General features: G+C 62.7%; 13 protein-coding genes and 1 pseudogene. 8 read left to right on the top strand and 6 right to left on the bottom strand.

Annotation, left to right across the window (positions count from 1 at the left end):
* The first annotated feature begins 14 nt into the window (after window positions 1–14).
* The 6 genes from ABJF10_RS11205 to ABJF10_RS11180 all read left to right on the top strand — a co-directional run bounded on the left by ABJF10_RS11205 (window position 15) and on the right by ABJF10_RS11180 (window position 7226).
* On the top strand, window positions 15–599 hold the full coding sequence (locus ABJF10_RS11205) for a hypothetical protein (protein ID WP_348544652.1): 585 nt from the start codon (window positions 15–17) through the stop codon (window positions 597–599).
* Between the two features lie 282 nt (window positions 600–881).
* Complete coding sequence (locus tag ABJF10_RS11200) at window positions 882–1865, top strand: MoxR family ATPase (RefSeq protein WP_348544651.1); 984 nt, start codon at window positions 882–884, stop codon at window positions 1863–1865.
* A gap of 27 nt (window positions 1866–1892) precedes the next feature.
* Window positions 1893–2879, top strand: coding sequence for a DUF58 domain-containing protein (locus ABJF10_RS11195; protein WP_348544650.1), 987 nt, complete (start codon window positions 1893–1895; stop codon window positions 2877–2879).
* A 93-nt stretch (window positions 2880–2972) separates the two neighbouring features.
* Complete coding sequence (locus tag ABJF10_RS11190; RefSeq protein WP_348544649.1) at window positions 2973–5066, top strand: BatA domain-containing protein; 2094 nt, start codon at window positions 2973–2975, stop codon at window positions 5064–5066.
* A gap of 2 nt (window positions 5067–5068) precedes the next feature.
* Window positions 5069–6427, top strand: a complete 1359-nt coding sequence (locus ABJF10_RS11185) for a deoxyguanosinetriphosphate triphosphohydrolase (protein WP_348544648.1) — start codon at window positions 5069–5071, stop codon at window positions 6425–6427.
* 145 nt (window positions 6428–6572) lie between these two features.
* Window positions 6573–7226, top strand: coding sequence for a hypothetical protein (locus tag ABJF10_RS11180; RefSeq protein WP_348544647.1), 654 nt, complete (start codon window positions 6573–6575; stop codon window positions 7224–7226).
* Window positions 7227–7352: 126 nt separating this feature from the next.
* Here the strand turns inward: ABJF10_RS11180 and ABJF10_RS11175 are convergent, their stop codons facing one another.
* A complete protein-coding gene (locus tag ABJF10_RS11175) occupies window positions 7353–8168 on the bottom strand; it encodes a phosphate ABC transporter substrate-binding protein (protein ID WP_348544646.1) in 816 nt (271 codons plus the stop codon).
* Window positions 8169–8344: 176 nt separating this feature from the next.
* Here ABJF10_RS11175 and ABJF10_RS11170 point away from each other — a divergent pair, with 176 nt between their 5' ends.
* Window positions 8345–9463, top strand: a complete 1119-nt coding sequence (locus ABJF10_RS11170; RefSeq protein ID WP_348544645.1) for an SGNH/GDSL hydrolase family protein — start codon at window positions 8345–8347, stop codon at window positions 9461–9463.
* 80 nt (window positions 9464–9543) lie between these two features.
* Window positions 9544–10800 carry a PQQ-binding-like beta-propeller repeat protein gene (locus ABJF10_RS11165; protein WP_348544644.1) on the top strand — a complete coding sequence of 419 codons (1257 nt, stop codon included), beginning with the start codon at window positions 9544–9546 and terminating at the stop codon, window positions 10798–10800.
* On the opposite strand, the gene ABJF10_RS11160 is transcribed toward ABJF10_RS11165, so the two are convergent.
* From ABJF10_RS11160 to ABJF10_RS11140, 5 genes and pseudogenes are all read right to left on the bottom strand, one after another.
* Window positions 10781–11389, bottom strand: coding sequence for a hypothetical protein (locus ABJF10_RS11160; RefSeq protein ID WP_348544643.1), 609 nt, complete (start codon window positions 11387–11389; stop codon window positions 10781–10783). The two genes, ABJF10_RS11165 and ABJF10_RS11160, sit on opposite strands and share 20 nt — an antisense overlap.
* 64 nt (window positions 11390–11453) lie before the next feature.
* Complete coding sequence (locus ABJF10_RS11155) at window positions 11454–12017, bottom strand: hypothetical protein (protein WP_348544642.1); 564 nt, start codon at window positions 12015–12017, stop codon at window positions 11454–11456.
* A gap of 28 nt (window positions 12018–12045) precedes the next feature.
* The gene (locus tag ABJF10_RS11150) at window positions 12046–12846 is read right to left on the bottom strand and encodes a hypothetical protein (RefSeq protein ID WP_348544641.1); all 801 of its coding nucleotides are present in this window, start codon (window positions 12844–12846) and stop codon (window positions 12046–12048) included.
* A 305-nt stretch (window positions 12847–13151) separates the two neighbouring features.
* Window positions 13152–13427 (bottom strand): hypothetical protein, encoded by a 276-nt coding sequence (locus ABJF10_RS11145; RefSeq protein ID WP_348544640.1) that lies wholly within the window; start codon window positions 13425–13427, stop codon window positions 13152–13154.
* Between the two features lie 479 nt (window positions 13428–13906).
* A pseudogene (locus ABJF10_RS11140) lies at window positions 13907–14108 on the bottom strand (hypothetical protein); the annotation flags it as partial.

Genomic DNA, 14108 nt, shown 5'->3' with positions numbered 1-14108 from the left:
ACAGGATCCCCGTTATGAACAGGAATTTGCGTGTCGTTCTCCTCGTCCCAGTCCTGTTCACCCTCGGCATGCTGATGCCTGGCGCGGGCGCCGTGGCCGCTCCGCTGGATACGGCGGCGAAAGCTGCCCAGGAGAAACTGGCGGTCTTTCAGGGCCGGGTGGACGCCCACGCACTCGATGTCGCGTGGCCTTACCTGGATTCCCCCGATTGCGCCGTGCGCGAAGTGGCCCGCGCGGCCGTGGAGGCGCAGCCTTTTGACACCTGGAAGCAACGCGCTCTCGAGGAGAAGAAGCCGTGGGCCTCGCTCGAGGCATTGCGCGCGCTCATCGAAGCGTGCCCGCGCACCGAGGCCGCGGGATTGTCGCCGCATCTCTGCGAGCAGATCACCACGCTGGGCATCGAGCAGATGAGCGAGGCACAACAACTCGCCGCGCTGCAATTGACGCGGGCGATCTTTGCCAAACTCGGCCCGGTCTCGGTGGATGAGCGCACGCAAATGCTCGATCTCTGGTCCCATTTCCCGGAACCCCTCACCGGGCGGGCCAAGGCGGAGGTCACCCGGCTGCTCGCCTTCATCGACAAAGCGCCGACGCGCTAGAAGCCCCTGGGAAACATCAAAAGTCAGTTCAAGGCAAATCATCAAAACATTCTCCCCGTGCTGGAAGAGAATCAGCACGGGGAGAATTGTAACGACCTATGGCTCGGGTGTCACGCTCAAAGACTCTCTCCTTCTCCGGCGACCCCTCATTGCTGGGATCAACGCCGCGAATCCCATTTTCGTTCTTTCCGTGTATTTCGCGAACCGAACCAGGCGAACACCCAAACAGCCATTGGCAAGCGAAGCGCCCTCCGCTAGCGTCCGCCGCGCAGGAGTATCTCTATGACCGACATTTCCCCGCAGGCTGTGAAGGACGTTTACGCGAGTATCACCGCGGAACTCGGCAAGATCATGGTGGGGCAGGAGACGATCATCCGCCTGCTGCTGGTCAGCCTGTTTGCCCGTGGCCATTGCCTGCTCATCGGCGTGCCGGGGCTGGCCAAGACGCTGCTCGTGCGCAGCCTCGCCGAGACGCTCACGCTCAGCTTCAAGCGCATCCAGTTCACCCCCGACCTCATGCCGAGCGACATCATCGGCTCGGAGCTGTTGCAGGAGCGCGACCGCAAGCTGGAGTTCGAGTATTTCGCCGGTCCGATCTTTGCCAACCTGCTCCTCGCCGATGAAGTGAACCGCACGCCGCCCAAGACGCAATCCGCGCTGCTGGAAGCCATGCAGGAGCACAAGGTGACCGTCGCCGGCGCGTCGCGCGCCCTGCCCGATCCGTTCCTCGTCGTCGCCACGCAAAACCCGATCGAACAGGAAGGCACCTATCCCCTGCCCGAGGCGCAGCTCGACCGCTTCATGTTCTCGCTGCATCTCGACTATCCCGCGCACGACGAGGAAGTGGAGATCGTCCGCCGCACCACTTTGCGCATGGCCGAGCAGCTCGCCGCCGTCGTCACCCTCGATCAAATCCTCGCCGCGCAGCAGCTCGTCCTCGCCGCGCCGGTCAGCGACCATGTGATCGATTACGCCGTGCGCCTCGCCGCCGCCACCCGGCCCACGAATCCGCAGGCCCCGCAGATCACCCGCGACTTCGTCGAATGGGGCGCCGGCCCGCGCGCCTCGCAATATCTCATTCTCGGCGCCAAGGCGCTCGCCCTGCTGGGCGGCAAGATCGCCGCGGAAACTTCCGACGTGCGCGATGTCGCGCTGCCGGTCTTGCAGCATCGCGTGATCACCAATTACCGCGCGACCGGTGCGGGGAAGAAGTCGCGGGACATCATCACCGAGTTGCTCACCCAGGTGCAGGAGAAGAGCTACTAGCGCAGACGAGCACCAATCGCACCGCCAATGCCGCCCCCTCCCCTGCCGAAACAATCGGGCGCCAGCGCCGCGGCGGCGAGTCTGCTACAATTGCGCCGGCGCGGGCAACCAGCGCCACCGCCGTTACTCCTCAATTTGCAGGAGCTGGAGCGGTTCGAAAACCTGCTCGTCTTCGCCAAGGCAGTGGTGGAGGGCTACTACGCCGGGAAGCACAAGTCGCCCTATCGCGGCTCGGCGGCGGAGTTTGCCGACTACAAGGAATATGCGCCCGGCGACGATCTCGCCCGGCTGGACTGGCGCGTGTATGGGCGCACCAAGCGGCTGTATCTGCGGCAGTTCGAGGAGGAGACGGACATGACCGTCTACCTCATGCTCGATACAAGCGGCTCGATGCGCTACGCGGGCGAAAAGCGCCAATCGAAGTTTTTCCTCGCGGCCAAGATCGCCGCCGCGCTCGCTTACCTGATGATGTCGCAGAGCGATAAGGCGGCTCTCGTGCTCTTCGCGCAAAAGGTCACGCAATTCCTCGCCCCCGGCGGGACACGCCGGCACCTGCACCGCATGGTCACCGAACTCGAGCGCGTGCGCCCAGCGCTGACCACCGGTATTGCGGGTGCCGTGCAGGAATGCACCGCGCTCTTCAAGAAGCGCGGACGCATCGTCATCCTCTCTGATTTTCTCGACGACACCGACGCGCTCTTCGACTCGCTCGCGCAGTTCGTCCATCGGAAGTATGAGATCTTGCTGCTGCAAGTCATCGACCCCGATGAATTGAATCTGCCGGCCTTCAGCGCCGCCAAGTTCGTCGACCTGGAAACGGCGGAGACCGTGCAAGTCGATCCCGAGGAAATCCGCGCCAGCTATCAGGCCAATATCAAGCAACACATCGACGCCCTGGCCCGCGAAGCCGACCTGCGCCAGATCCAGCACCGGCTGATCGATACCGAGCGTCCCTACCTGGATGCGATTGAGGCGTATCTCGGCTTCCGGGGCAAAAATGAACGCAGCCGCTAAGATGAACCGCAGAGACGCAGAGACGCAGAGAAGAGTGACTGCACCACCGTCTCCTCACTCCGCGCCTCCGCGTCTCGGCGGTTCAAAGACGCCATGAACTTCCTGAACGCCGCTTTGCTTCCCGGGCTTGTCCTGCTCGCCGGCCTGCCGCTGATCATTCACCTGCTCAACCTGCAGTTTCCCCGGTTGTTCGAGTTTTCGTCGGTCAAGCGCATCCGCGAGACGATCGCCCAGCGGTCGCGCATCTTTCGCTGGCGGCACCTGCTCTTGCTGCTGCTGCGGACGGCTTTTCTCGTGCTCCTGCTGCTCGCCTTCCTGAAGCCGCTTTTGCAACGCTTCGACTCGAAGCCGGGCCAGCAGGCGCCGCGAGCGGTGCTCATCGTCCTCGACCACTCGTTGAGCATGGAGCACAAGGGCGGCGGCTTGAGCAGCCGGCAGCGGGCGGAGAACGAGGCGGACAAAATCCTCGCCACGCTCGGCACGGAGGACGGCGTGAACATCATCACCGCCGGGCAGGTGTCGCAGACGTGTTTCTTTGAGCTGTCGCGCAACCATGCGGAGGCGAAGCACTTCCTCGCCGCGATCAAACCGGGCTACACCCGGGCGGACTTCAGCCAGGCGAATGCCGTCATCGCGCGGCTCCTCGCGCAGAGCGGCAGCCGGCCGGAGATTTACTACCTATCGGACTTCCAGCGCCGCAACTGGGCCAATGTGGACTTCACCGCGCTGCCGCCCGCGGCCCGGTTGTTCTTCGTGGATTGCGCGCCGCCGCACCCGGACAATCGCGCCATTCTCGGCGCCTCGCTCAGCCAGTCGCAGGTGCTCGCCGGGGACACGGTGACGCTCGAAGTCGAGGTCGGGAACTTTCGCGACAAACCCATGCAGGAGCCGCTGAAGATCGTGCTCGATGGGCGCACGAGTTTTGAGAAAGAGGTTTCCGTGGCCCCGTGGAGCACGGCGAAAGTCACCCTGCCGGTGCCGCCGGGAGGACCGGGGCTGCATCAATGCGAGATCAGCATCGCGCCCGATGACCTGACGCTCGACGACCACTATTTCCTCACGATCCCGGTGATGGAGAAGGAGGGCATCCTCATCGTTTCGGACACGCCGGACCCAAAACGCGACGCGGTGCTCTTTCTCAAGACGGCGCTGAATCCCTACGAAGACCAATCCGGCTCACTGCTCCCCGAGCAAGTGCCGGCGGCGGGGCTCACCAGCGCCCGGCTCGCGGGGGTGCGGAAGGTCTTCTTCACCCGCACCGGCCCGCTCAACGACGCGGCGTGCAAGTTCGTGGCGGACTTCGTCTTTCACGGCGGCGGGGTCACCTATTTCCTCGATGGCGAGCACGACCCGGCGAATCTCGCGGGCCTGGAGCGCGCGATGGGTCCCAATGCGCTGCCGCTCAAGCTGGGCGCACGACGGGTGGTCAAGAACGTCGGCACCGGCGCACAGCAGATCATCCGGGGCGATTTCAAATCGCGCTACCTGCGGCTCTTCCGCGGGGCCAACCGGCAGAACCTCGCCTTGCTCGAATTCTACGATATCTACGACGCGGCGCCCACCGGCGCGGGAAATGTGCTGCTCACCTACGCGGACGACACGCCGGCGATGGCCAGCCTCAACCACGGGCTCGGCACGATGCTCTTCCTGAATTTTTCGGTGGGCGAATTCTCGAGCAATCTGGCGCGGCAGCGGATTTTCCCGGCATGGATGCAGGAGATCGTGAAGAACCTCACCAGCGACGAGCCGCTGCCGGTTTCCACCCAGGTCGGCGACCCGGTGACCGACGAAATCTGGAAGAGCGAACTGGCCGCGAATCCTTTGCGGAAGCCGACCGGCGAGTCGCTGGAGGTGAAGGCGGAAGCCGTCGGTGAGCGCGTGGGCATCGCTTTCACCCCGGATGAAGTGGGCTTCTACTCGATGCGTGGGACGAAGCTGCTCCATTCCTACGCGGTCAATCCGCCGCCGGACGAAAGCGACCTGCGGCCGATCGATCGCGCACTGCTCCCGGAGCAATTGAGCGAGAAAGGGCAGACCGGCTTTTTCGTGCAGGGACGCGAAGATTTCGAAAACCTGATCCTCGGCAAACCGATCTTTCATTGGTTCGTGCTCGCCGCGGTGGCCCTGCTGCTGGTTGAACTCCTGTTCCAACTCTTCCTCCAGCGCACCGCAACCAAACAACCATGAGCATGCAATGGCCCCACTTACTTTGCGCCGACCGCCTCGGCTCCAGCCGACCGGCGGGCGCGGAGCCGCAGCGCTCGCCCTTCCAGCGCGACTCGGATCGCATCATTTTCTCCTCCGCCTTCCGGCGCTTGCAGGACAAGACGCAGGTCTTCCCGCTGGCCGATAACGATTACGTCCGCACCCGCCTCACGCACAGTCTCGAGGTGTCCAGCGTGGCGCGCTCGCTGGGCGCCATCGTGGGCACGGAGATTTGCGGGCGCGGCGAGCTGCCGGAGATCCATCCGTCGGACTTCGGCGCGATCGTCTCGGCGGCGGCGCTGGCCCATGATCTCGGCAATCCGCCCTTCGGGCATTCGGGCGAGGATGCGATCCGGGTGTGGTTTGAAACCTCGAAGGTCGCCCAAGACGCGCGCACGATGTTGAAGAAAAATGAGCAGGAGGACCTGGCGCGCTTCGAGGGCAATGCGCAGGGGTTTCGGCTGATCACGCGGCTGCAAATGCCGGACAACCCTGGCCTGCGGCTGACCTGCGCGACGCTCGGCGCCTTCACGAAATACCCGATCGAGGCGCTGGTGCCGGACAAGGCGCGCATTCACGAGGGCGCGAGCACGAAGAAATTCGGCTTCTTCCAAAGCGAGCGCGAACTCATGACCGAGGTCGCGAGCCGCTGCAAACTGCTACGCCGCTCGCCGCTGCACGCCTGGTGGGCCCGGCATCCCCTCGCCTTCCTCGTCGAGGCGGCGGACGATATCTGCTACCGGCTTGTCGATTTCGAGGACGGCTTCCGGCTCGGCTTTATCGAATATGAGGAAGTGCGCGACCGTTTCCTCAATGTGATCGGCGATCCCACCCTGCGCGAAAAGTCTGAGGCCATGCGCGAGGAAAAGGAGCGCATCGAGTTCCTGCGCGCGCTGGCCATCGGCGCGGCGGTGCGGCAGACGGCCGCAGCTTTCCTCGAAAAGGAGGGGGAGATTTTGGATGGCGAGTTCGACAAGCCACTCATCGACCTCATCCCGGCGGCTGGGGAGCTGGAAGCGATCAAGCAGCGCTCCGTGGAAGAGATTTACTCGACCCCGCGCGGGGTCGAGATCGAGGCGGCAGGCTTTTCGGTGCTCGGCGGGCTGCTGGACGACTTTGTGGCCGCCGTCAGCGACCTGGCCCGGCGCGGCAAGCATGCCAGCCCGCGCAGCCACAAGTTGCTGCGTCTCGTCCCGGAGCAATCCATCGGCCCCAAGCGGGAACCCGATACCAATCCCTACCAGCGGCTCTTACGGATGATCGATTTCGTCTCAGGCATGACCGACAGCTATGCGGTGTCGCTGTTTAAGAAGATCCGGGGAATCTCGCTGCCGGGGCAGTAGGGGAAGTGCCAAGAGCCAAGTAACGAGAGCCAAGTGGCGCCACAATCCAGCGTTTGGCAGGGAACACTTGGCTCTCGGCTCTTGGCACTCGTCTGCCTGTTGGGCACGGAATATGCAGTCTCCAGTGAAGAATCCTTCGCCAACTATGAAATACACCCTCCTTGCTCTCAGCGCCGCGTGCGTTTTTTCCGGCTGTGCCGGGGCCAAAATCGCCCACACCGACGTCGCCACCGGCGCGTACAATCCCAAAGCCATCTATATCCGCTCGTACATCGCGGAAGATGCCAAATTCAAAGGCCACCACGGCGACAGCATCGGCGAACACCCGATCCGCCGCTCGCTCGCTCCTGTAGCCTTCTCGAAGGCACTGAAGGAGGAGATGGAGAAGATGGCTCCCGCCATGGTCCTGGACAACGACGAGTCGCCGACCAGCGGCTGGCTCGTGGAGAGCAATCTCGAATACGTGCACGCCGGCAGCCAGACCTTGCGGGCGCTCTTCGGCCCCCTCGGCCTCGGCCATTCCTGCGTGAAGATCCACGTCCGCATCACCGATGTGAACGGCCACCACATCGCCACCAGCGACAAGGACATGAGCAAGGGCGGCTCCGGCAACGTGATCTACGAATTTGACGTCAGCGGCGGCAGCAGCATCAGCGGGCCCGTCGGCACGACCTACACGCCCGGCCTCGGCAACCCCGAGGAGTTCGACTACAAGAACGCCGCCGAGCGCATCTACTACGCTTTGAGCATCGATCCACAGCGCTTCGGCAATCGGACGACGGCGACGATCAACTACTAAGCGCGAAACCTTTCAATTTGTTGGTGGTTCCGGGAGGGCGGGACTTCCGCCGGGCGATGGTGACCAGAGAGTCACCGCCCGGTCGAAGCCCGCCCTCCTGCTTTCTCCGTATCGGAGATGGAGCCGCTACTTCTTGACCGGCACAAAACCCACCTGCTCGGCAATCTTCTGGCCTTCCTCGCTCACGGCGAAATCGACGAAGCTCTTCGTTTCGCCAGCCGGCACACCATTAGTGTAGAGATAAGTCTCACGCGAATAGGGATACTTGCCGGTGCGCACGTTTTCCTCGGTGAGTTCCGTCCCCTCGACGACCACGACTTTCACGCCCGGCGCTTTCGTGTAGGCGAGGCCCACATAGCCGATGCCGTTCTCATTCTTGCCGACTTCCGCGACGATCTGCTCATTCCCCGCCATCTTCTGCGAGCTGGCCGCATAGTCGCGCTTCTTCATGGCCATGTTCTTGAAATCCTTGAACGTGCCCGAGGAGGTGTTGCGCGTATAGATGGACACCGTGCCGCCCTTCCCACCCACGGCGCTCCAGTCCGTCATGTCGCCGGTGAAGAGCTGCTCGACCTGCTTCTTGGTCAGTTTCGTCACGGGGTTCTTTTCATTCACCACCACCGCGATCCCATCGTGGGCGACAACTGTCGGGGAAAACTTCACGCCCTTGGCCTGGGCCGCCGCTTCCTCGGTCAGCTCGACCTTGCGGCTGGACATGCCGATCTGCGCCGTGCCGTCGATAATAGCCGCGATTCCAGTGGCCGAGCCTTCGGCGGCGATGTTGAACGTCGTTTCCGGGTGCCTGGCCTTGAAGGCTTCCGCCAGTTGCGGGACGAACTTGGCGCCGAGGGTATCGGAGCCCTTGATGACGATGCTGCCTGCAAAGGCGGGGACGGCCATGGCGAAGGCAGCGGGGAGGGTGAGGAGATGTTTGAGTTTCATAGTGTGAAGGAGAGCCGCTACTTCAGCGGCTTGGCTCCAGAGCGCCAAGCCGCCACATGTTACAATTAGGTGACGCGCCTTCCCGGGAGTTCACGTCCACAGAGAAATCACGGCGGGTGACCTCGCAAACTGCATATTACGTGGAACTTCGCAGCGCTTCCGGTGATCTATCCCTCATGAAAATGCTCCCCCTCTTTTTCGTTTTCGCGGCGGTCCCCCTATTCGCCGCCGATGCCCCCAAACCTCCGTCGGGGGCACCCGTCACCCCTGTGGCTGATGCGGCGCTCAAGATCGATTGGGAAAAGGCGCGCGGCCTTTACGAGCGCTCCCAACGCGGGGACAAGCTCTCGCCGGAGGATCAAAAGTATCTCGATGAAGCCAAGCGCCAGCGGGGGCAGGGCGGACAAGGCGGGCAGCCCCAGAACCCGCAGCCAAATCAGCAACCCCCGGCACCCCCGCCCCAGAATCTCGTCCCCCTCACCGAGTTGACCGCCAAGTATCAGGATCAGGACGGCGGCTTGTATGGCGGCGGAAAGAACGAGCCCTCCCCCGAACTCGCCGCCCGCGCCAAGCAAGCGGTAGCGCAAATCCGCCCACTCAATGCGGAAGGCAAGCCTGCCGCGGATGGCAAGATCGTCATGGTTTCCCTCGGCATGTCAAATACCACAATGGAGTTTGGGACCTTCAAAAGAATGGCCGACGCCGACACCCGCAAGGCGGCGAACCTCGTCATCGTCGACTGCGCGCAAGGTGGCAGGACGGCGGCGGCGTGGGCGGGCAATGATCAGCCGTGGGAAGTGGCCATGACGCGCATCCATGCGGCCGGAGTCACCCCCGCACAAGTGCAGGTCATGTGGCTCAAGCAAGCCAACGCCGGCCCCACCACCGGCTTCCCGGCGGCGACCGATCAATTGCGCGACGACATCCGCACCGACATCAAGCGCGCCCGGGAGAAGTATCCGAACCTGCGCCTCATTTTCCTCTCGAGCCGCATCTATGGCGGCTACGCCACGACCCGCCTGAATCCCGAGCCGTATGCCTACGAGGGCGCGTTCGCCGTGCGCGCCGTGGTCCGCGACCAGGCCAAGGATGGCCCGGTGCTGCTCTGGGGGCCGTATCTCTGGACCAACGGGGAGAAAGGCCGGGCCCTCGACGATCTCAAGTGGCTGCGGGAAGACTGCGGTGCGGACGGCACCCACCCCTCGCCCAAGGGCCAGGAAAAAGTCGCGCGCCTGCTGCTCGACTTCTGCACCAAAAATCCGCACGCGAAGCCCTGGTTCGCGAAGTCCTCGTAACACTCGCCACGCGCGGGCTTTTGCCCTAACATTTGCCGCCAGACGCGGGTTTCTCTCACCACCCGTCCACCGCCTTTTCTATGAATAAGATCCCCCTGCTCCTCGCCTTGGGCGCGCTCTGCGCCTCGACCGCTTACGCCGACAATGCCGCGTTCGACTGGCCGCAATTCCGTGGCCCCAATCGCGATGACATCTCGAAAGAAACCGGTCTCCTCCCGCAGTGGCCCGCCGAGGGGCCCAAGAAAATCTGGAGCTACACCCAGGCCGGCCAGGGCTATTCCGGTTTCGCAGTCGTCGCCGGTCATCTCTATACGATGGGCACCCGCGACGGCGCGGAGATCCTCATCTGCCTCGACGCCGCCAAGGGCACGGAAGTGTGGACCGCGAAGCTCGGTCCCATCCTCGAAAACAAATGGGGCGACGGCCCGCGTGGCACGCCGACCGTGGATGGGGATCGCGTCTACACCCTCGGCGGGGACGGCACGCTTGTGGCCGTGCAAGCCAAGGATGGCAAAGAACTCTGGCGCACGACCATGGATGCGCTCGGCGGCAAGCGCCCCGGCTGGGGCTACACCGAGAGCGTGCTGGTCGATGGCAATCAAGTCGTCTGCACCCCCGGCGGATCGAAAGGCGCGATGGCGGCGCTCGACAAGATGACCGGCAAGGTCTTGTGGCAAAGCACCGCCTGGACGGATGGCGCGCAGTATTCCTCGATCGTCCCCGCCCAATTCAATGGCCAGAAACAATACGTCCAGCGCAGCATGACGAACATCGTCGGCATCGCCGCCAAGGATGGCGCGCTGCAATGGCAGGTGCCGTATCCCGGCAAGACCGCGACGATTCCCACGCCCATCGTGAAAGGCAACCAGGTCTACGTGACCAGCGGCTACGGCGTGGGCTCCATCAGCTTCACCATCGAATCCGGGAACACGCCCAAGATGCTCTTCGACGAGACCGGCGGCACGAACAAGGTGATGAAGAACCACCATGGCGGCGTGATCCTGCTCGGCGACAAGATCTACGGCTACAGCGACGGTCTCGGCTGGACCTGCCAGGATTTCAAGACCGGCGCACTCGTCTGGAATGAAAAAGCCAAGCTCGGCAAAGGCGCGATCGCCTACGCCGACGGCCATTTCTACTGCCTCGAGGAAGGCAGCGGCAACGTCGTGCTGATCGATGCGTCGCCCACCGGCTGGACGGAAAAGAGCCGCTTCAAGCTCGACCCGCAAACGACCATCCGCAGTCCGCAGGGCCACATCTGGACACATCCGGTGATCTCCAACGGCCGCATGTATCTCCGCGACCAGGACCTCATCTTCAGCTACGCGGTGAAGTAATTCTGGGAAGCGGGTTACTCTTTTTTCCGCGTAGCCAGCCGAGCACGTCCCACAAAAAGAGGAGCAGCAACAGTCCACCAAGCCCCGCGAGAATTCCTGGCGCGATCACCGCAAACTTCCAATTCGTCACCGCGCGCAGGCGCAATTCCGACGGGCCGCCGCGGAGAAAGTCTTCGATCGCTCGTTGCACTTCATCCAGGTTTTCCGGGCTGGCCGTTGCCCGCGCCTCGCCAGCCGCTCCAGCCAGCACGAGATTGCCCACCGTCTCCGGCGCTTGAAGATCCCGGCCGTCGTGTGGGTCCGTGGCTTCCGGGCGCTCCGTCGATGCCTTGACCCCCTGCAACTTTTCCACGGTCTGACCACGAATCGGAATCCACCATAGCAATCGCCGCTCAACACGAACGCTTACCCCTTCCGACTCACGGCGCAGCAAGATGGAATAGGTTGGCGCCAGGAGCGTCATCAATCCGGCAAAGGCCACGAAGAATGCCACCACCGCCAGCACCACCACGGTGCTTTTTCCGCGGCTCATTTTCTCCTCGCCGCGCCAGGATCTGCGGGTGCGCGGAGCTTTAAAATAGGTGCCCATGAGGACTCAGCGGAAGCTCGTGCCGGTCTTTCCAGTTCACGCGTTTCCAGTTTGCTGGCGAAGCCTAAGTTGCGGCGATCTCCCCCTGCCGCTTGAGGAGCTTGATCGCGAGGTGGCGCGCTTGAAAGGTGAGCGCCAAGCCGATGATGAGTTTTACGAGGTACTTGAAGAGCGTGTAAAAGTTCGACTTCTGGTCCGGCGTCAGGGCGGCGGTGGACGAGCTTTGGGTGATGGCGTAGTGGAGCCAGGTGAACGAGGGACCGATGGATTCGGCGATGCAACTCAGTCCAATCAACACGAAGGCAAAGCTGTAGAGATCGAGCAAATCGAAGGCAAAATTCGGAAGTGCTGCATTTCGTCCCCGGGTAATGAGTCGCGCGAAAAACGGCGCCAACTGCCAAAGCCAGTAGACGCCCAGGAACGAGACGCTGAAGACGAGCCATGGAATCCAAGCCAACGAGTGGGATTGAAATCTTCCCACGGAGAAGGCGCGGCCCAGCGCGACCTCCCAAAGGAGATAATTCGTCAAGTGGAGCGCGAAATTGAGGGCAAGGACGCGAATGAGAATGGCCACGATTTCACCCAGCGTCACCGGCTCGGAGGGCGATGGTTCTATCTTATCGGACATATTGTGTTCGGGTTCGGAAACGCGCGCCTTATCGTGGCGCCGTCCCGCTCGCTCCGCTCCCGCTGCCCAACGTCTGCTCGAGGCAATAGAGCATGAGCTTTACCAAAGGCACCGGGACGTACCAAGTCGTGTCCTCCTTCGGTGAATTGCGCGCGGGCTTGAGGACGACGCCCGGTTCCAAAATGGTATCGGGGGCCACTCCCCCGGTGGTGTTCACCACGATGTAACCGCCCTGCCGGCGCATGTCCTTCACCCGCGTATCGATCTTGATCGACGACGAGCCCCGATTCTCCGTGTTCACGTAGTCAAAGGTATGCCAATCCCGATTGATTTTTACGAAGGGGGGCGAGGGCGGATACCAGTTCGCCCCTTCCGCCTTGAAGATGAGGGACACCACCTGCTGCACCGGTTTCCGGCTGTCGGTCACGATGCACAAGCGATTGTAGATGCCCGCCTTCACATCGTAGGTGTGCAGAAACAAGCCATCCGGCAATCCCGGGGCCACCGCCCGCGATGAGGTCGCGAGCCCTTTGCTCTTCATCAACAACGCCTCCGCGCGATCCAATGGCATAAGGTAGGTAATCCGGCAATTCTCCCCCGGCGCGCCGCCAGCGACCTGTCCTTCGTAAATGGTGACTTCCGGATGGACAGCGAGATCGGCCTCCGCCTTTCCATAATTTGAAACGAGTGCCAGCAGGTCCGCCATCTTCATCGTCTGACCGCCGGAGCCTTGCGTCGTGTGCCCTGTCCAATCGCTCGCCAGCGCGATTCCGGTGGCGCCCGGTTCAGGCGCGGTGACGGAACCAATCGAGGGCGTTGACGGGATCAAAGGTGCGGATGGAGCCGGTGAAGTCCGGCGGGTTAACCCTCCCGACGACAAGCCACCCCGGCCGCCGTCCAACCCCGTGTTCCCAAAGCCCGCGAACGGGTCCTTCTTGGGCGTCGCCGTCGGTTGCTGCGCCGCGGCCGCAAAACTCAAAGTGAAACCGAGAAGAAAGACAAACGCCTGCCTCATAGAGAAGCACAGGGTGCAATAACCTCTTTCAACAACAAGTTAATACCGTGCAGCGCACTTCCCCTCCTACCAATGGACCGCAGGCAACCCGGTCAGCAACGTCGCCCCGGTGGGAGGACTCAGGCCGTGATTCTGTCGTTTCCCGAATGTTGCTCTGGGGAATCTCCGGCGAGTTCGCGGGCCAGCTTCACGCGGTCGGCGATCCAGCGAATCCACGCGGGGTGTAGTTGCAGGAATTCGGAGAGTTCACGCCGCTCGATGTCATCGCAACGGCCGGCAATGAAGCGCTCGATCATGGCCACCTGTTCGGCTTCCAGGCCATTCAGCCCATGCCCCTGCACCTCGGGGCCGCAGCGCTCAATGAATTCCAAAAGGGGTGAAATATCGTCGTTCATAACACTGGCTTAGATGCCGGTTTTGGCCGGTCTTGCAGAAAAAGATGCGTTTCTACGTAAAAACCTGACGGGAAGAAGAAAAGTGACGGGAAGATGAAGATTTTCTGCAAGGCCGCGGAAATTCGCCCTCTTAGCCACTAGGAAGCAGTGGGTAGTTGGGCGGTGCTTCCGAGATGGCCGGCGCCTGGCTGGTATGTGGGCGTGGGGGATACGGAGAGCTGGCGAAGCGGGGAAACGAGGCGGGCGGCGGAAGATGGGTGGGTCGGTGGAGGAGCCAGGCGCGGGCCATCGCGGTTAGTTTTGCGGGAGGAAGGCGCGGCCATCGGGGGGTGGCCGCGCCGTTCCTTTCAGCAAAAGACACTCTAGAACTTAATCCTGCTCCTCACCTTCATCCTGATCTCGATAAAGGCGTGCATGGCCAAAAGGCGCACAAGAAATTTTCGGAGGCTTGAGAAGGCATGATTTGGCTTGAGTTGCCTTCATTCGGTGGCAACGGGAACGTTCGCATTCTCGGAATTTTCCGGCGCGCTCACGGCCTCGATTGGCTCCTCGCTGGCAGGCTCGGGCGTTTCCTCCACGGTGGTATCGGCCGGCGGCGTCTGCTTCCGGGGACGTTTGGCTCGGGCGACTTTCACCGGACGCGGGGGCAGGTCCGGGACGCCGATCTGGCGGAGGACTTCG

This window comes from Chthoniobacter sp. (genome assembly GCF_040003245.1).
Lineage (GTDB): Bacteria > Verrucomicrobiota > Verrucomicrobiia > Chthoniobacterales > Chthoniobacteraceae > Chthoniobacter.
This window is presented reverse-complemented; position numbering and strand designations above follow the sequence as displayed.